The 18258-nt window shown below is 58.0% G+C and carries 18 protein-coding genes; 12 read left to right on the top strand and 6 right to left on the bottom strand.

Features of this window, described 5'->3' with window-relative positions:
- Together NW849_RS10110 and NW849_RS10105 are read right to left on the bottom strand one after the other, a co-directional pair.
- Nucleotides 1-596: NUDIX hydrolase (locus NW849_RS10110; RefSeq protein WP_414357539.1), on the bottom strand; the 596-nt coding region annotated here is incomplete at its 3' end.
- A 180-nt stretch (nt 597-776) separates the two neighbouring features.
- Entirely contained in the window at nt 777-2012 is a 1236-nt protein-coding gene (locus NW849_RS10105) for an ABC transporter ATP-binding protein (RefSeq protein WP_414357538.1), read from the bottom strand.
- Nucleotides 2013-2254: 242 nt separating this feature from the next.
- On the opposite strand from NW849_RS10105, the gene NW849_RS10100 reads away from it, so the two are divergent.
- The 4 genes from NW849_RS10100 (at nt 2255) to apcD (ending at nt 6090) form a co-directional block, all read left to right on the top strand.
- Nucleotides 2255-2986 carry an SDR family oxidoreductase gene (locus tag NW849_RS10100; protein ID WP_414357537.1) on the top strand — a complete coding sequence of 244 codons (732 nt, stop codon included), beginning with the start codon at nt 2255-2257 and terminating at the stop codon, nt 2984-2986.
- A 131-nt stretch (nt 2987-3117) separates the two neighbouring features.
- A complete protein-coding gene (gene folE, locus NW849_RS10095; protein WP_414357536.1) occupies nt 3118-3807 on the top strand; it encodes a GTP cyclohydrolase I FolE in 690 nt (229 codons plus the stop codon).
- A 316-nt stretch (nt 3808-4123) separates the two neighbouring features.
- Nucleotides 4124-5413 (top strand): type IV pilus twitching motility protein PilT, encoded by a 1290-nt coding sequence (locus tag NW849_RS10090; protein ID WP_414357540.1) that lies wholly within the window; start codon nt 4124-4126, stop codon nt 5411-5413.
- Nucleotides 5414-5604: 191 nt separating this feature from the next.
- Nucleotides 5605-6090, top strand: coding sequence for an allophycocyanin subunit alpha-B (gene apcD, locus NW849_RS10085; RefSeq protein ID WP_011431857.1), 486 nt, complete (start codon nt 5605-5607; stop codon nt 6088-6090).
- 4 nt (nt 6091-6094) lie between these two features.
- Here the strand turns inward: apcD and NW849_RS10080 are convergent, their stop codons facing one another.
- Nucleotides 6095-6778, bottom strand: coding sequence for a HEAT repeat domain-containing protein (locus NW849_RS10080; RefSeq protein WP_414329553.1), 684 nt, complete (start codon nt 6776-6778; stop codon nt 6095-6097).
- A gap of 92 nt (nt 6779-6870) precedes the next feature.
- On the opposite strand from NW849_RS10080, the gene rpsO reads away from it, so the two are divergent.
- The 5 genes from rpsO to NW849_RS10055 all read left to right on the top strand — a co-directional run bounded on the left by rpsO (nt 6871) and on the right by NW849_RS10055 (nt 12956).
- On the top strand, nt 6871-7146 hold the full coding sequence (rpsO, locus tag NW849_RS10075) for a 30S ribosomal protein S15 (protein WP_011431855.1): 276 nt from the start codon (nt 6871-6873) through the stop codon (nt 7144-7146).
- Nucleotides 7147-7182: 36 nt separating this feature from the next.
- The gene (locus tag NW849_RS10070; RefSeq protein ID WP_414351795.1) at nt 7183-7620 is read left to right on the top strand and encodes a photosystem II biosynthesis protein; all 438 of its coding nucleotides are present in this window, start codon (nt 7183-7185) and stop codon (nt 7618-7620) included.
- Between the two features lie 96 nt (nt 7621-7716).
- Nucleotides 7717-8910, top strand: coding sequence for a nickel pincer cofactor biosynthesis protein LarC (gene larC, locus NW849_RS10065; protein WP_414357535.1), 1194 nt, complete (start codon nt 7717-7719; stop codon nt 8908-8910).
- A gap of 116 nt (nt 8911-9026) precedes the next feature.
- Complete coding sequence (locus NW849_RS10060; protein WP_414357534.1) at nt 9027-11021, top strand: ABC transporter ATP-binding protein/permease; 1995 nt, start codon at nt 9027-9029, stop codon at nt 11019-11021.
- Between the two features lie 153 nt (nt 11022-11174).
- Nucleotides 11175-12956: an NADPH-dependent assimilatory sulfite reductase hemoprotein subunit gene (locus tag NW849_RS10055; protein WP_414357533.1), complete on the top strand. Its 1782-nt coding sequence runs from the start codon at nt 11175-11177 to the stop codon at nt 12954-12956.
- Between the two features lie 9 nt (nt 12957-12965).
- Here NW849_RS10055 and NW849_RS10050 read toward each other — a convergent pair whose 3' ends face one another.
- Nucleotides 12966-14036, bottom strand: a complete 1071-nt coding sequence (locus tag NW849_RS10050) for a 2Fe-2S iron-sulfur cluster-binding protein (RefSeq protein ID WP_414357532.1) — start codon at nt 14034-14036, stop codon at nt 12966-12968.
- 134 nt (nt 14037-14170) lie between these two features.
- Here NW849_RS10050 and NW849_RS10045 point away from each other — a divergent pair, with 134 nt between their 5' ends.
- Nucleotides 14171-14995 carry a tetratricopeptide repeat protein gene (locus tag NW849_RS10045; RefSeq protein ID WP_414357531.1) on the top strand — a complete coding sequence of 275 codons (825 nt, stop codon included), beginning with the start codon at nt 14171-14173 and terminating at the stop codon, nt 14993-14995.
- A gap of 193 nt (nt 14996-15188) precedes the next feature.
- On the opposite strand, the gene NW849_RS10040 is transcribed toward NW849_RS10045, so the two are convergent.
- Nucleotides 15189-15422 carry an STAS domain-containing protein gene (locus NW849_RS10040; RefSeq protein WP_414357530.1) on the bottom strand — a complete coding sequence of 78 codons (234 nt, stop codon included), beginning with the start codon at nt 15420-15422 and terminating at the stop codon, nt 15189-15191.
- Between the two features lie 153 nt (nt 15423-15575).
- Here NW849_RS10040 and NW849_RS10035 point away from each other — a divergent pair, with 153 nt between their 5' ends.
- A complete protein-coding gene (locus NW849_RS10035) occupies nt 15576-16793 on the top strand; it encodes a glycosyltransferase family 2 protein (RefSeq protein ID WP_414357529.1) in 1218 nt (405 codons plus the stop codon).
- Here the strand turns inward: NW849_RS10035 and NW849_RS10030 are convergent.
- Nucleotides 16784-17605, bottom strand: a complete 822-nt coding sequence (locus NW849_RS10030) for a Uma2 family endonuclease (RefSeq protein ID WP_414357528.1) — start codon at nt 17603-17605, stop codon at nt 16784-16786. The genes NW849_RS10035 and NW849_RS10030 overlap by 10 nt on opposite strands.
- Nucleotides 17606-17812: 207 nt before the next feature.
- Here NW849_RS10030 and NW849_RS10025 point away from each other — a divergent pair.
- A partial coding sequence (locus NW849_RS10025) for a response regulator transcription factor (protein WP_414357527.1) occupies nt 17813-18258 on the top strand: 446 nt, incomplete at its 3' end.

Below are 18258 nucleotides of genomic sequence, written 5' to 3'. Positions count from 1 at the left end.
AGGCGGGCGCGAAAATTGGAGTAGTCGGAGAACCCCTCGCCCAAAACGGTGCCGTAGAGCTGGTAGACCTCCCCTAGCGTGAAGGTGGCGGGCAAAATGTCAAAGGCAATCGGACTGTACTCCAACTTGGCGCAGAGGCGACGGCGGGCGTAGCGGCAAATCTCTTCGTGGTCAAAGGCCAAGGGGGGAATCTGGTCGGCGGGATACCAGGCAATGCCCTCCACTCCGTCCGCCAGCAATTCAGCATCCTGGAACCGCACTAGGGCAAAGTAGCTGACCGACAGGTAGCGCACCCCATAGGCATCCTCGGCCTCGCGGGGATCCCGTTCCGGCCCCCCAAAGGTGTAGAGCTGCTCCAGATAGAGGTTCCTAACACGAATCTTCTCGGCCAAGATGCGATAAGCCGCTGCTTCCAAGGATTCTGAGCGCCGCACCAGCGTTCCCGGCAGAGCCCAGCAACCGCGGAAGGGATCCTCCCGCCGCCGCACCAGCAGCACCAGGAGGCGATTCTGCTCAGTGTCGATGGAGAAAATGACCGCATCCACGCCCACCCGGAACTCCGCCAAGGCGATCCGGTTCTCCGATGGGCCTGCCACGATGCGGGATCCCTGCATAGCTTGGCACTGAATCCTCCACCAACAGCCTACCCAGTTTGTCGCTCCAGAGGGAGCCGCCGGCATGAACCACCGTCTTGCCGGTCTAAGCCCTATCTGGGGCGAAGGCTTTCGTGTCGCGGGGAAGATGGGTTGCTAAAGGTGTGCAAAAGAACCTCGATGTCAGGCAACACTTTTGCCTTTTGCCCGATTTGGCTCTTTTTCAGCCACAGATGGCCCCTCAGAGAGGGGAAACAGCCGACCTTGTCTGACAGCGATCTGAACCCGCGTGCCCACAGGCAGAGCTTCCCGCGCCAGAGCGTGCAATTCTTTGCCGGCTGCTGTGATCAGGCAATAGCGGTACTCTCGCCCCAAAAACTGCCGATCCCGAATGACAATGCCTCCCTGAGGATCAGGGTGCAAATGCAACTCCTCCTGGCGAACCATCAACTCTGCGCAGCGTAAACCGGGGTCGGGCTGATCCCTCAAAGCCTGGAATGGGATGTGCAGCAACTCTTCAGCCTGCCAACCCAACTCCCGCCGCTCGCAGCGGAGAAAGTTGGCTTGGGTAATGAACTCTGCCACAAAGCGGGTAGCCGGCTCCCGATAGACCTCCTCCGGGGATCCCCATTGCTCAATACGGCCTTCCCGCATCACCGCCACCCAGTCGGAAAGGCAGAGAGCCTCCTCTTGGTCGTGGGTGACAAAAATGGCCGAGGTCTGGGTTTGCTTGAGGATTTTGCGGATTTCTTCCCGCAGGTAGTAGCGCACCTGCACATCCAAATTGCTCAGGGGCTCATCCAACAGAATTAAGCTGGGCTTGGGGGCCAAAGCCCGCGCCAAAGCCACTCGCTGCTGTTGCCCACCCGAAAGCTCGTGGGGATAACGATGGGTGTAGTCTTCCAGGCCCACCAACCGCAACACCTCGTAAGCTCGTTCGCGCGCCTGCTGAGACGGATTTGGCAACTCGGCCAGGGGAGAGCGAGGGTCGCTGCGCAACGCTGACGCGGTCACACCGGTGAACCGTAGGCCATTCACGACAGTGGGCCGTAGGCCAAACATCACATTCGCCAACACATCCAAGTGGGGAAAAAGGGCAAAATCTTGAAACACCAACCCCACTCCCCGTCGCTCCGGTGGGATCCACTGCCCCTCCCCGGCCACAACCTGCCCCCCCAGGAGGATCCGCCCGCTATCCGGCTGCTCAAATCCGGCAATGGTGCGCAATAAGGTGGTTTTCCCACAGCCCGATGGGCCCACAATGCCGAGGATGTCTCCTTGGGGCAGGCGAAACTCGACTTCCCGCAAAACCAACTGCCGCTGGCCGGGAAACCCCTTGCTGATGCCCTCGAGCTGAAGGATGTAGGAGGGATCCTCGCGCACGGCAGTGGGACTTGGAGAAAACAAGAACTCAGCCATGACGGTTGTTGTTGCAAAAGATTTTCACTATTTTTACCACACTACCATGTCCCCGGATCCCGTCCAACCGGATCGAGATCCAACAGCCAGCAGCCAGATCTTGAGCAGGACAGAATAAGGTTTCTACGCCTCGCCCTGATTCCAAGCGAAGCAGCGGAAAATCAGTGTTAAACTTAGTTAACGAAGTTTCTCAGGCCTGGGCGGCGCTTGCTTGTGTGGCGCACTCCAGAGGCTTGTTCTAAATGAGTTTTGAGACAAAGTTTCCCGAACGTGCTCTGATTACAGGGGCCAGTCGAGGGATCGGCAGAGCTGTAGCCCTAGCCCTAGCTCGACAAGGGATAGCAGTAGCTCTGGTGGCCCGTTCCCAACCTGATCTGCTGGCGGTGCAAGCCCAAATCCAAGCCCAGGGCGGCAAGGCAGCGATTTTTCCCATCGACTTGGCCGACCTAGCGGCTCTGCCCCAGCAGTTGCAGGCTCTCCTGGATCGATTTGGCGTCTGCGATGTCTTGGTCAATAATGCGGGCATAGCCCATGTTGGCCCCTTGGCCACCTTACCCTTGTCGGATTGGCAGCGAGTGATCGACTTGAACTTGACGGCAGCTTTTCTGTGCGCCCAAGCCGTACTTCCCGGAATGCGCCGGCAGCGCTTCGGCACGATTGTGAACGTCATCTCGATTGCGGGCAAGCGAGCTTTTCCCAACTGGGGAGCCTACTGTGCCAGCAAGTTCGGCCTGATGGGCTTTTCTCAAGCTCTGGCCGAAGAGGAGCGACAGCATGGCATTCGGGTCACCAGCTTGTGCCCTGGTGCCGTGGACACGTCCCTCTGGGATACGGGCACGGTAGGGGTCAACTTCGACCGCTCCAAAATGCTCTCGCCGGAATGGGTAGCCGATTTGATTGCCTACATTGTTCGGTTGCCCACAGGCGCGGTGGTGGAAGATCTCACCTTCATGCCTGCGGTGGGAGCCTTTTAGACCTGGCTGGTTTGGGGTTGCCCGTGACTTGGGAGGGTTTTGGCTATCGCAGCCTTTGACTGGATGCCACCTGAGCTGAGTTGCATGCACCGAGTTCTCTTAGCCTTTCGTTAACCAAGGAATATCCTGCTATGACCCTTGCGAAACCCGGATCTGGCTCGCAATCTCGAATGGATGACAAAGCCCATTTCAAGTCTCGGGTGATTCGAGATCGAGCCACTTTTGCGGAAGAAGAATTGGGTAGCTCGGATGTCTCAGATCCGGCTATGGTGGCGGCGGTGGAGACGCTGCTGCGGGGGATCGGGGAGGATCCCCAACGGGAGGGGCTGCGAAAAACCCCGGAACGAGTGGTTGCGGCTTTGAAGTTTTTGACCAGTGGGTATCGGCAGTCTTTGGAGAAGCTACTGAACAGTGCCATCTTTGATGAGGGCCATGACGAGATGGTGCTGTTGCGGGATGTTTCTCTGTTTAGCCTGTGCGAGCACCATCTGCTGCCCTTTATCGGCAAAGCCCATGTGGCCTACATCCCCAAGCAAAAGGTGGTGGGCCTGAGCAAAATTGCCCGTATTGTCGAGATGTACTCCCGTCGCCTGCAGGTTCAGGAACGCCTGACACGGCAAATTGCTGAAGCCTTGATGGAGGTGTTGGATCCCTATGGGGTGGGGGTGGTTATCGAGGCTACCCACATGTGCATGGTGATGCGGGGGGTACAGAAAGCTGGCTCCTGGACGGTCACCAGCTCGATGGTGGGGGTGTTTCAAGAGGATCCCCGTACCCGTGAGGAGTTTTTGAGTCTTATTCGCCATCCGTCCAATTTTTAGGGAGCTTCCCGGAGCTTTGCCGGTGGTTGGGTTGAGTTAACCCTCTGCTCAGGCTGGGAATACTAGCCTAAGATTGACTCAAACCCTGCCAGAAGCGAGGCTTGTCATGAGCGAGGTCAGCCCCGAAAACCAGTTTCCCACCGATTTGGACTCCAATTGGCAGCCCCCGGCTCCGCCGGTCATGCAGCGTCCGTCTCGTCCGGCTGCTCCGGTGCCCCCGGTGGAGCCTCCAACGCAACTGGATCCAGTGCTCGGTTCAGCCTCCCAAGGGACGGGATCCCGGCCTGTCAACGCCAAAAACCCCCCCAACCCCATTCTGGGTCGGCCCCTTCCTCCTGGTGTGGCTGTCGCTCCCCCTCAGGTACCGGTGCCTGTGCCCGATCCTGTCGATCCCCCTCGAATGCCCCCGCCCACTCCGGCTCCGGCTGCTGCTGCTCGGCCTCCAGTGTCGCCACCTGTCCCCACTCCTGCCGCTCCGCCTTTTGCGCCACCAGCTCGCCCAACGGCTGCCGGTCGGATCCCGGTGGCTCCAGCTGCTCCTGCGGGCCTGACTCTGCGCCAACTGGTGCAGGAAGCCTATGACAAAGGCTACTCCGATATTCATTTGGGGGTGGGGGAAGTGCCTCGCTTTCGGGATCGGGGGCAAATGCTTTTGACCAACTACCCGGTCACCACCACCGAGATGTTCTATGGCTGGCTGCGGGAAAGCCTGCCGGAGAGCCAAATTCGCCAGTTTGAGGAATGTTTGGAACTGGATACTGCCATCCAGTACGAGGGTTTGGTGCGGTGTCGGGTCAACTGCTTTGTTTCCCTTCTTGGCCCGGCTATGGTGATGCGTCTGATCCCGTTGAAAATTTTGACGCTGGAGCAGTTGCGGGCACCGGAAGTGCTAAAGCGCATTGCCGAAGAGCACAAAGGCTTGGTTTTGGTGACCGGCCCCACCGGATCCGGTAAGTCCACAACCTTGGCAGCGATGGTGGACTACATCAATTCCAACTTTCCCAAACACATCATTTCCATTGAGGATCCCATCGAGTTCGTCCACCAGAGCAAGAAATCGATGGTGCGGCAGCGGGAGGTCGGGATCCACACCCTGGAATTTGCCAATGCCCTGAAAGCCTCTCTGCGGGAAGATCCGGACATCATCTTGATTGGGGAGATGCGGGATCGAGAGACGGTGGATATTGCCCTGAAGGCCGGCCAGACGGGCCACTTGGTCTTTGGAACCCTGCACACCAACAGTGCCGTCCGCACCATCGAGCGTCTGCTGGGGATTTACAAGCCGGAGGAACAGGAGCCGATGCGCCTGCAACTGGCAGAAACCCTGGTGGCGATCATCGCTCAAACCTTAGTGCGCACCACCGATGGCAAGCGAGCTGCGGCCCACGAGATCATGCGCAACACCGATGCCATTCGCGACTACATCAAGCGGGGGGCGGTGGACGAAATTGAGGAACTGATCGCCGACGGCTCCTATGAGGGCATGTGTACCATGAATCAATCCCTGTTTAGGCTTTACCAAGAGGGGCGGATTACCGAAGAGGTGTGTCTGGAGGCTGCCCCACGCCGCAATGAGATGGCCCAATGGCTGCGAGGCCGGATCTAGGGCCAGTCTCGAGATGGAGTCACGCCAAAGTGCTTGAGGGAAGGTTTGCCCTATCCTAAACTGGGAGCAGCCGGCGGCGCTGGTTTGCCGAGCTACCTGCTCATCTCTTGGGCCGACCTTGGGCTGGGGGGATGGGTTGCGAATTGATGAACCGAATTGAAAGCAAGTTAGAAAACAGGAGAATCCCTACCGTGAGCGTGATCAACCAGATCATCGAGACCGCGGATGACCAGCTGCGTTACCTCTCAGTTAGCGAACTGGAAGCCATCAGGAATTACATGACCACCGGCGAGAGGCGCTTGCAAATCGCTCAGGTGTTAGCAGAAAACAAAAAGCGCATCATTGACCAGGCCCAGAAGCAGCTATTCGCCAAGCGGCCCGAGTACGTGCAACCCGGTGGCAATGCCTACGGTGACAAGCGCTACAACCAATGTTTGCGAGATTACGACTGGTATCTGCGTCTGGTGACCTATGGCATTATTGCCGGCAGCAAAGAGCCGATTGAGTCTATCGGCCTGATAGGGGTGCGGGAAATGTACAATGCCCTCAACGTACCCATCGCCGGCATGATCGATGCGATTGTCTTTTTGAAGGAAGCTGCCCTCAGCTTGTTGGAGCCGGCGGCAGCCGCTGAAGCCGCCCCTTACTTTGACTACATCATCAATGCCATGAGCTAGGGAACTACAGGGATCCCAAGGCAGCCCGGGCATGTACGGCCACCTGTTCTTGGGAATCCTGGGCCAGCCGGGTCAGTCCGGCGCGAGCGGCTTCTGTTCCCAACTTGGCCAGGGCAATGCAGACGCGGTAGCGCAGTTGCCAGTCGTCGGAATCAATGAGGGGATCCAGGTAGGGGATGGCCCGCGGATCCCCCAGATCGCCCAAGGCAGCGGCAGCGGCTGTGGTGATCAGCTCGCTCTTGTCCTGCAAAGCTTCCACCAGAGTGTCGAAGGCGGCAGGGTTCCCCAGCTCTCCCAGGGCAGCGATGATGCTAAACCGTACCAGCCACTCCGTTTCTCGCCGATAAGCTTCCAGGAGATCGGCCAGGGCCTGTGGCTGCTTGAGATCCCCCAGGGCAGCGGCGGCAGCAGCCCGCACATCGAACTCCGGATCCTCTCGCAAAGAGCGCTGCAAAATGGGCAACAGTAGGTTCGGATCGACGCCAGACAGGGTGCCCATCTGGCTGATGGCAGCATAACGGACGCGGGCATTCTCGTCGTGAATCGCTCGCTGCAGCAATGTCAGGGCTTCTGGCCCAGGCAGTTCTCTGGCTTTGTTGACAGCGCGCAGCCGATTTCCCAAGTCTTGTGAGTTCAACAGCTCCAGCAAAGCGGGCAGTGCCGGAGGATCCCCAGAGGTTGTTGTCATATCCCATTCTCTCCATAACCCTCCTCGGCCATAGCGAGGGAGGAAAAGCCGATGTTATTATCTTGAAGCAGTGCATCCAGTCCCTTGATCTTATGGCCTTATTGCAACAAGAGAAGCAGCAGATCATTGAGAGCTATCGACTGCACGACACCGACACCGGTTCTGCCGAGGTTCAGGTGGCTCTGCTCACCAGTCGCATCAACCAGCTCTCTCAGCACCTTCAGAGAAACCCGAAGGATTTCAACTCCCGCCGCGGCCTGCTGATGATGATCGGTCGTCGCAAGCGTTTGCTCAACTACATCGCCAAGCATTCTCCTGACCGCTTCCGGGAGCTGGCCGAACGGCTGAACATCCGGGTGAAAAAGTAGGCAGCCCATCCAAAACGCTATCGGAGATCTGTCTTCGTGGGCAAATCCAGCCGCCAGTCCAAAACCTTTCGCCGTCGCTCCCCCTCCGCCTCTGTTGAGGTGGAGAAGAAGCCGGCCAAGAAGGAGCCTGTTGCCGTGATTCCCCCTGAGGTCAGCCGGCGGATGGTGCGGCGGATTCTGGTGTTTTCTGGGATCCCTTCTGGGCTGGGCCTGAGCAGCTTTTTTGTGAATTACTATCTCTTGACCAACCATGTGGTCGCTCTGCCCCCCTACTTCACCTTGGCAGAGTCGCTGACCTTGTTTGGCCTTGGTTTTTTGGGCATCAGCTACGGTGTGTTCTCAGCTTCCTGGGATCCCGAGCCGGGATCCCTGCTGGGAATTGGAGAATTCCGGCGCAATTTGGGCAACATCATCCAACAGTGGCGGGAATCTGCTGCCCGATCTTCTGAATCTTCTGACTCTGGAGAAGCTTGATTCTTCTCCCATCGCCTTTTCCAGGCCGGTTGCTGCCTACAATCAAGAGGGATCCAAGTCCATTCTGGCGGCAGCGGCTACCCCCAGTTCTCCAGCATGAAAATAGCCTACTTCGACTGTGCGGCGGGCATTGCCGGCGATATGTGTCTAGGAGCCCTGCTGGATTGCGGGGTGCCTTTGGAGTACCTCAACCGTCAGCTCCAGGCGTTGGGCATCGAGGGGGAATATAGCCTGCAGGTGAGCCGGGTGCAGCGGTGTGGGCAGCCTGCTCTGCAAGCTGTGGTGGAGGTGCTGGGATCCCAGAGTGGGGGATCCCTTGCTCGGCATTGGGCAGAGATTCAGGCTTTGATCGCGGGATCCCAGCTTTCCCCAGCCATTAAGGCCCGCAGCTTGGCGGTGTTTGAAAAGTTGGCGCAGGCGGAAGCAAAAGTCCATCAGATGCCTGTGGAAAAAGTGCACTTTCACGAAGTGGGGGCAGTGGATGCTTTGGTGGATATTGTCGGCACTTGCATTGGCCTAGATTGGCTGCAGGTGGAGCGGGTGTTGTCATCCCCCCATCCTGTTGGGGGCGGCTGGGTGAGCACAGAGCATGGCAAATTGGCCGTGCCGGTGCCGGCGGTGATCGAGTTGTGGGAAATGGGCCGCGTGCCGGTGTTCAGCAACGGGGTGGAAGCGGAGCTGGTGACCCCCACAGGAGCAGCCTTGGCTGTGGCGTTGGCGGAAGAGTTTGGCCCCTGTCCGCCGATGCGGGTGGAAAAAGTGGGGCGTGGGGCCGGTGCCCAAGAGCTGCCCATTCCCAACGTGTTTCGTCTCTGGATTGGGGAAGCCGATGGGGGAGAGCTAACGGAAACGGTATCGGTGTTGCAGACCCAAATTGACGATCTCAACCCCCAAGTGGTTGCCTACACCTGCGAGCAGTTGTTGGCCCTCGGGGCCTGGGACGTGTTTACCCAGCCGATCACCATGAAACAGGGGCGGCCGGGGATCCTGCTCACCGTTATCTGTCCGCCGGATCGGGTGCCGGAGTGTCAAGATCTCATCTTCCGGGAGACCACCACCCTGGGCATTCGCCACTTCCAACAGCAGCGCACCCTACTGGAGCGGGTCATTGAGCGGGTGGAAACCCCTTACGGCCTGGTAGACATCAAGGTAGCCCGCCACCATGGCCGCATCGTCAACGCTCAGCCGGAGTTTCGCGATTGTGTGGCCCGCGCCCAGGAGTTTCACGTGCCGGTTCAGACGGTGTGGCTGGCGGCCCAATCGGCTTGGCAAAGCCGGTTGCAAGGTTGAAGAGACACCGAACCTGTTCCACCCCCAATGGAATTTGCTCCTATTGAACACAGATTGGCAGCCGTGGCCTGCTAGCCTGAGAGATGTCGATCTTGCTCTCTCCGCCGACCGCAAAAATGGAATCCCAAGCCTCTCAATTTAACTTCGACCGCAAACTGTGGGATCGGTTTATCACGGTGGCCCAGCCCTACTTTTACCCCAGAGTACGCTATGGGGGCTGGATCTTTTTGGGCTTGCTGGCAGCGGCCATGGTGTTTGTGGTTGCCCTGATGTTCTTTGTGGAGATTGGGGTAACTTTGGTCGGTCAAGCCCTGTTCCCGGAGTTTTTCACCAATGTGGCAGCCGGATTGGTGGCGCAAACGAAGAGAAACTTGTCCTCGCCAGTGCTGTGGGTGGCCTCGGTCAGCTTGGCTTTGAGCAGCCTTTGTTTTGGGGCAGTGTGGCGGCAGCTTCGCCAGCGCTGGTTGCAGTGGGTGCTGCTCACCTTTTTGCTGTTTCTGTCGCTGACGGTCAACCGGCTGAACGTGATGATCAGCTTTATCTTTCGGTTTATCGACACAGCTCTGCAGCAAAAAGAAGAGCCCACTTTCTGGCAATTTTTGATTATTTATGGAGTGCTGATTATCTCAGCTATTCCCATTTTGGTGATCTACCGCTACACTCGCCTCAAGCTAGGGCTGTTTTGGCGAGAATGGCTGACCGATCATTTTCTGGATCGCTACTTCGATCAGCGGGCTTACTACGAGCTGGATTCCAACGCCGCCAACACCGAAATCGACAACCCCGACCAGCGTATATCAGAGGATGTCCGCTCCTTTACCGGCACCACCCTTTCCTTCCTGTTGGACATCCTTGACTCGATTCTCACCCTCTATGCTTTTACTGGCATTCTCTATGGTATTTCTCGTCCGTTGGCGTTGGGTCTGGTGGTCTATGCCACTATCGGTACTGCCATCGCCATTTTGGCCGGTCGCAAGCTGATCAAAATTAACTTCGATCAACTGCGCTACGAAGCTGATTTTCGCTACAGCTTAGTGCACGTGCGGGATAATGCCGAGTCCATTGCCTTCTACCAGGGAGAGGATCAAGAACTCAGGCAAATTTTGCATCGCTTTGGTGCGGCCTTGCGCAATTTTAATTTGCTGATCATCTGGCAGGCCATCATCGATATTTTCCAATACGCCTACAACTATTTCACCCGCATTGTGCCCTATGTCATCGTCGCCCCCCTTTACTTCAGCGGCGTGCGAGATTTCGGCACCATTACCCAAGCCACCATTGCCTTCAGCCAGGTGTTGAGCGCCCTCTCCATTGTGGCCAACCAGATTCAAAGCATTTCCAGTTTTGCCGCTGGGATCAACCGCTTAGGCTCCTTTCACGAGTCTCTGGAAGATCCGGCGCTGCGCCACACCGGCGCTCGGGAAAGCAACATTCAAACTCGCATTGCCCAGCAATTGGCGCTAAACCACGTCACTTTGCTCACCCCCAATTCAGAACGAACCCTGGTGCGGGATCTCTCCTTCGCCTTGGAAGCCGGCCAGCGGCTTTTGATTGTCGGTGTTAGCGGCAGCGGCAAAAGTTCCCTGTTGCGGGCCATTGCCGGCCTATGGACCAACGGCCAGGGATCCATCGCCCGCCCAGATACTCAGGAGATGCTCTTTTTGCCCCAGAAACCCTATATGCTGCTGGGATCCCTGCGGGATCAACTGCTCTATCCCAAACGCCGCCGAGACCTCACCGATGAAGATCTCATCCGAGTCTTGGCCCAGGTGAACTTGGGGGACTTGCCGGAGCGGGTGGGCGGCTTTGATGTGGAGAAAGATTGGGCCAGCACCCTCTCCCTAGGGGAACAGCAGCGCCTTGCCTTCGCCCGCATTTTGATCACCCAGCCCCGCTACGCCATCTTGGACGAGGCCACCAGCGCCCTGGATGTGGCCAACGAAAAACTGCTCTACCTGCAACTGCAACACTTGAACACCACCTACATCAGCGTCGGCCATCGTCCCACCCTCTTGGCCTACCACGACCTGGTTTTGGAGCTGCAGGGGAATTGTGCCTGGCAACTGTGGTCGGTGCAGGAGTATGGTGCCCGCCTAGCCCTGGCCAGCTAGCAGCGCCGACATCTCCACCTGACTCAAATGACAAGCTTTGCGGGTTTGGAACAAAACCCGGATAAGAGGCTGACTTTTCCAACTGGACGCTCTTCAAAGGAGGTGATAGCCTGTTATTCACAAGTATTCCGACCGGTTTACTGGAGATTATCAATGCCCCCCATGATCCCATCCGAGGCCAAGCGTTCCAAGGTGGAGCAGATCAAGGCAGACAGCCACTTTCTACGGGATCCCCTTCAGCAGGAGCTGGCCCAAGACACCACCCATTTCAGCGAGGCGGCGGTGCAGGTGCTCAAGTTCCATGGCGCCTACCAGCAGGATGACCGGGATCTGCGGCAGCAACGGAAGCAGGAAGGATTGGAGCGGGCCTATTCCATCATGTTGCGCACCCGCATCCCAGGGGGACACGTGCCCCCCCAGCTTTACTTGACCCTGGATCGGCTGGCCGATGAGTACGGCAATGGCACCCTGCGAGCCACAACGCGGCAAACCTTTCAGTTGCACGGGATCCTCAAGAAAAACCTCAAGGCCACCATAGCCAGCATTCTCAAACAGATGGGATCCACCCTGGCCGCCTGCGGCGATGTCAACCGCAACGTGATGGCACCGGTTGCCCCCTACAAAAATCGCCCTGCCTATCGCTATGCTCAAGAGTATGCCCGCAAGCTGGCGGATCTGTTGGCTCCAAAAACCTCTGCCTACTACGAGATCTGGGTGGATGGGGAGCCGGTTCCCATCCCACCGGTGGATGAGGAAGTGCGGGAAGCAGAGCAGTTTGTGGGCAACGGGGTGCGCCTGGAGGGGCCAGAACCTCTGTATGGCCCCGTCTATTTGCCCCGCAAGTTCAAGACAGCCATCACCGTAGCTGGGGAAAACACGGTAGATGTGTACTCCCAGGACTTGGGCTTGATTGTGCTCACGGATCGCAAGGGCAACTTGAAGGGCTTCAACATTGTGGTGGGTGGGGGCATGGGGCGTACCCACGGCAAGGAAGAAACCCAGCCCCTTTTGGCCCAAAAGCTCTGCTTTGCCCCGCCGGAATCGGTGTATCGGGTTTGCCAGGCCGTTTTGGCGGTGCAGCGAGACTACGGCAACCGGCACGATCGCAAGCAGGCGCGGCTGAAGTATCTGGTGAGAGACTGGGGGATCCGCAAGTTTCGCCGCGTTGTCGAGGAGTATGTGGGGGAAAAATTGCCCCGGTTTCGCCCCCTACCCAAGTTTGTCCCCAACAGCGACGACTACCTAGGCTGGCACGAGCAGGGGGATGGCCGTTGGTTTTTGGGCATTTCCATCGAAAATGGCCGTATCCAGGACACCCCAGAGCGACAGCTCAAGACGGCACTGCGCCGGATTGTGGAAGCCTTTTCTCTGGACATGCGGCTGACCCCCACTCAGGACGTGATCTTTATTGACATCGAGGATGGCCAGCGGGAGGCCATCAACCAGATCCTCAAATCCCACGGGGTGCTTTCCAAGGAAGAGATCCCCCAACTGGTGCGGCTGTCGATGGCCTGCCCTGCCCTGCCCACCTGTGGGTTGGCGATTACCGAGTCGGAGCGGGCTTTGCCGGGGCTGGTTCGCCAGTTGGATCGGCTGTTGCAGGAGCTGGATCTGCAGGATTCGCCCTTTTTGGTGCGCATGACCGGCTGCCCCAACGGCTGTGCCCGACCCTACTTGGCGGAACTGGGATTGGTGGGATCCGCCCCCGATGGCTACTACCAGATTTGGCTGGGAGCCAGCCCGCAGGGGGATCGCCTGGCGCAAGTGTTTCAGGATCGGGTACACATCAGCCAGATCGTGCCGCTCATGAGAGTTCTCCTGCAGGTCTACAAGCAGGAGCGCCGTCCTGGCGAGAGCTTCGGCGACTACTGCCACCGGATGGGGATCCCCTACCTGAGGGCCCAGGTGCAGCAAAGGGATGGCGTTTTTGCCTGAAGGGATCCCTCAAAAACGAGACCAAGCCTGTAGCCATTCCCGGAGCGCTTCCAGCCATCCAAGCGGTTCAGGCTTGGTTGCTTCTGGAGCTTGCTCCTCGCCAGTCGGCAAGCTGACGGGGTTGGGATGCACCCTATAGACTCGAATGGGTTTGGCGTTGGGAACGGGTTTCACCGAAAGAGGCTCCACCTGCAGGAGTTGCCCTTCCACGGCTCGATACACAGCTGCCGAGATGAGCAACCGGGAGCTCTGTTCCTCAGACTGTTCCCCCCCTTGCGAAACATCCTCAACCGACTCCAGCCAGGTGGCAAGCTGAACCGACTTCCCGAAGGCGGACAACCGCTGCGGATCTTGGGGATCGAGGGGCAGCAAAAGGACTGGGCCGTAGTGGATCCCGAGGGTGAGCTTAACCTGGGGGTAGGAGAGTTGCCGCAGAGACCTGTTCAACTCCGCCACCGACTGTCCAAGCGCCAATCCCGCCTGCAGTGCCTGCTGTACGGCCAGCTCGGGTTGTTTTAAGCCAAACAAGGCCAAACTTCTCAGCCCGCTCTGGTTGGCCAGTACTCCCCCATGTTGCTGCACCAATGCTCCCATCTGGGTGAAGTAGCGACCCAAGGTGTAGACAACATCGTAGGGAAAGTTCTCCTCGTCGAAGTTGGCCGTCCCCCGCAGGGAAGCGCTGAGAATGGCGGCGGTGACTTGGCTGCCGACCGAATGGGCCTGCAATTGATGTTGAGCTACTTCCACATCTGCTTTATCGATCACCAGCCGTTGCAGGGTGACATCTCCAGTGATGCGGGTTTGACAGGCCAGACGAATATGTACAGGAAGGTCTAGCCGTTGAGCTAACTTCTTCTCGGCAGGAGTCATGCTGCGGCAGTTTTGGCTGCCTTCCAAAATCAGGATGCGACAGGTGGAGCAGGCGGCATTGCCCCCACAGGCATGGACATGGCGCACCCCCGCCTTGAGCAGATTTTCCAGAACCGTGAGCAGGGGATTGGCTTCCAAGGTGAGGTTGTCGGGGTAACAGGTGATCCGCATGGTTAAGAGGGAGTGAGGGGTGGCAAAAAGATTCAGCACTACCTAAATTCAGTACGGCATTGCCCTCCCCTTGGATGCTGTTTTCAAAAGTTTTGGGTATTGGGTAACCTCACCCCGCAGCCTGCCCCGGCGCCGATGATAGAGTACAGAGGAGTCTTCTGCGCGAGCCCTTTATGCCTCAGTCCAAACCCCAAGAATCCCCAGCCCGCAAGCTCCTCAACATTTTGCTGCTGGTGGTGGGCACGGTAACTTTCTTGGGCTTCTCCTTTGGCCCGCTATTCCAGGCCCTCGGGCCTTCCGAATCTCCAGAGGCCAGCCTGGTAACCGAGCAACTGCGGGCCCAGGCAGACGGCTATCGCGTCGTGCTGGAGCGGGAGCCGGATAACCCCATTGCCCTGCGGGGGTTGATCGACACCCAACTGCAATTGAACGAGCCGCAAGGGGCCATTGAGCCGCTGAAGAAGCTGGTGGAACTGGAGCCCGAAAATCGGCAACTGCGAGCTTTTTTGGCCCAAATCCAACAGGATACGGGGGATTTTGAAGGGGCGTTAGAACAGCTCCAGCTCCTTCACGACAGGGATCCCAAAGATGGCCAGGTGCTACAACAGTTGGTGGATGTGCAGCTAACCCTGGGCCGCACCTCTGAGGCCATTGCCCTACTGGAGAAGCATCTTGAAGAAGCGCCGGAAGATAATGATGTGCGTTTGCGCTTGGCTTTTGTCTACGCCCGCAACAACCAGACTGAGAAAGCTGTAGTCCTCTACGACAAGTTGATTGCGGCGGATCCCAGTGATTTCACCCCCGTGTTGGGCAAAGCCATAGCCCTCAGCTCCGCCACCGATGAAAACCTACGGGCAAAAGCGCCTGAGCTGTTTGAGCAAGCAGCCCGGCTGGCCCCGCCCCAAGTCCGGGAGCAGATTCGGCAACAGGCAGAAGTTTATGCCCAGGTGAACCGGCCCCAGACGGTCGAGAACCAAAACAGCAACCCCTCCCCCTGAGCAGGTTTTCAACCGTTAGGCTAATCCAGGTGTTGAGAAGCTGATCCCTGACGGTTCTCAGTTGACCCGATAGGGAGAGCTACGGAAAAGACTCAAGTGCCTTTTCTACAGAGGGGTAGATCTCGTAAATGGCATCCAAGCCGGTGATGGAGAAGAGCAGCTTGACCTGCTCCTGCAGGCTGCAGAACTTGAGTTAATAGCCCGAAGCGCGGCAATGGCGATGCGCCCAAACCAGAACCGACAACCCCATGCTGTCGATCAGGCTAACCTGACTAAGATCCAACAAGAAATGTCCCGGTTTCTCGGTGAGAATTTGGCTTAGCTCTTTCCGTACCTCGCGGGCAATCGCGGCGTTGAGCCTTTCACTGTGCAATTTCACAACTGTAACAGGGGATCCCTTGTGGCTGAGCCGGATGAAGACATCCATGAAGAGCCCGGCAGGTTTGAGGGGGAATGAGCACAGGCACGATGCAACCAGACTGATTTTGAATTGCTAAATCACCATGAGTATGAGTTTGTCCTCCCTGGGCTTCTCTTGCAAGCATTCTTGGACACTTTTCCCTTACAGGTTAGAACTGGCATGAACGGGATCCCTGCCTGGGCTGGAGATGCTGCCGCCCTGAGTCTATTGGTTATGCAAGTGCCGATGCTGGCGGTGCTGCTGGCGCGGCTGCTGCCCTCTTTGCGGCGCCCTTCCCCTCTGCCTCCCGGTCAGCCTGGGATCCCTTTGCAGCCGGGCTTGGTCAGCGTGTTGTTGCCCACCCTCAACGAAGCGGAACGCATCAATCCCTGCCTGGAAGGATTACACCAACAGAGCTCCGTCCTGCGGGAGGTGCTGGTGGTGGACAGCCGCTCTCAAGATGGCACCCCCGAAAAAGTGCTGCAGATGGCCAAGCGGGATCCGCGCTTCCGTCTGGTAACCGACGATCCCCTCCCCGGCGGATGGGTGGGCCGCCCCTGGGCTTTGCACTACGGATTTCTCCAGTCGGATCCGGCCTCTGAGTGGATCCTGGGCATTGATGCCGATACCCGTCCCCAGCCAGGCTTGGTGGAGCGCCTGCTGGAAACCGCCCAGGCCCAAAGGCTCGACCTGATCACCCTGGCACCGCAGTTTATCTTGCAGCACTGGGGGGAAGGCTGGCTGCAACCGGCTCTTTTGGTGACCCTGATCTATCGCTATGGGGCAGCCGGAGACAGGGCTACCCTGCCAGAACGGACGATGGCCAATGGGCAATGTATGCTAGTGCGCCGGTCGGTGCTGGAAGCCATGAACGGCTACACGCTGGCGCGGGCCTCCTTCTGTGACGATGTCACCTTGGTGCGGCAGATTGCGGCAGCCGGCTTTAAAGTAGCTTTTTACGACGGTCGGCACCTGCTCAAGGTGCGCATGTACACTTCTTTTGGCGAAACTTGGCGAGAGTGGGGCCGATCCCTCGATTTGAAAGATGCCACCCCTGTGGCCCAGTTGTGGGGGGATATAGCTCTCCTCGTCCTCACCCAAGGGATCCCTGGGCTGGCGGCGGTGGGTTTACTGGGCATGATCGGCTTAGGGCTTTCCCTCTCCCTGACGGAGCAATTGCTGTTGGGGCTGAACTTGGGGTTGCTTGCCCTACGGTTGGGTGTGCTCGTGGGGATTCGCGGCTCCTATCAAGACCCCCCCTGGACGTTTTGGATCTCTCCGCTGGCGGATCCCTTGGCAGTCTTGCGGGTGATCCTGTCTGCTCTCAGCCGACCCCGGTCTTGGCGAGGGCGCACCTACTGGGGAAATGGGGGGATATCAACAGATAGTCAACAATAGTCGGTTGCCGCATCAGGATCCAACCCCAGTTCCCGCAACTTTGCCGCTAGGCGTCGTTGCTCCGAGCGGGCTTGTTCGAGAGCTGCCTCTGCCGCCTCGGCCCGTTGCCGTTCCTGTTCAGCCCGCTGCCGCTCCTGTTCGGCCCGCTGCCGCTCCTGCTCTATATGTTCACTCCCCCACAGCAGCAAACTCCCATCGGCAGTCCACCACCGCAACCAGTTGGCTTTGGTCTCGGCTTTTTGTCCCCGCCACACCCCCAAAAACAAGCCAATCTCCGGGATCCAGTAGCGACGGTTTTCATCCGCCGATACAGGGGTATAGCGGCCATTCTCCAGGCGGTAGACATCCAGCTCACCGGTTTTGGGATGAAAGATTACATAGACAGGCACCTGCAAAATGCGCTCGTAGAAATACCATTTTCCATAGGGATAGTGGGGATTGATGGAGTACTCGCCGCCCTCGGTTTCGGAGATGAATTCCATCACAATCGCCGGGGGATCCCCTTCTAGGTGGGGGGTATAGCTGCGGCGGATCTCTCCTTCGGGAATCGGCTGTACTGCGGGCACATAAACCCAGTCGGGGGCTTTCACCACCACCTTGTCCCCGACAGTGCTGCAAAGGCCAAAGTTGGAGGCGATCAAAGCCTGGGCAGGGATCATCTGAGCGAGTTCCAATGCCTCACGCAGAGCAGCAGCCAAAAGGGGCTGTAAGGTGCTTTCCACAGGCTCATCCGGCAAGGGAAAGTCTTCCGGCAGTTTTTCCCATCGAATGGGAGGTAGGGGCGGGGTGAGCCGAACAGGAGAGAGGGTCATGGCTTAGGATACTCATGGTGATAAGGTACATGAATGCCTTTTGAATAACTCAAAGCACTTGCTGATATCAACCCCAGGCAATTCCACAAGGCTGTTGCAGGCTAGGACGGATTCAGTCATCTCGACTGCCAATCCATACGGTTGAGATATGCTTGGGGGCAATGAGCAAGTTTTTCGGCGTCTTCCTTGGATTCAGCAAGAGAGCGTATGCCAGAGCCTGAACCCTCTTCTGCCCACATTCTGGTGATCGAAGATGAAGCTAAGCTGGCTCGTTTTGTGGAAACGGAGCTGACCTGTGAGGGATATCGAGTCAGCGTAGCCAGCGATGGCATGGCCGGGTTGAGGGCAGCCTGCGACCAAAACCCCGACTTGGTGCTGTTGGACTGGATGTTGCCCGGCATCTCAGGTTTGGAAATTTGTCGGCGACTGCGCTCAACGGGCAACCGCGTGCCGGTGGTGTTGATGACCGCCAGAGATGAGGTGTCGGATCGAGCAGCGGGGTTGGATGCCGGGGCGGATGATTACGTGGTCAAACCCTTCAGCATTCAGGAGCTGCTGTCTCGGATACGGATCTATTTGCGGCAGCCAAGGCGATCCCGCGATGGCCAGTTGGTGTTCATGGATCTGATTCTGGATCCCGTAACGCGGGAGGT

Origin of the sequence: Synechococcus sp. R55.3, assembly GCF_047461975.1 — a bacterium.
In the GTDB taxonomy this organism is placed as follows: Bacteria; Cyanobacteriota; Cyanobacteriia; order Thermostichales; family Thermostichaceae; genus Thermostichus.
Note: the sequence above shows the minus strand (reverse complement) of the source record. Positions and strands in the feature narration are given on the sequence as shown.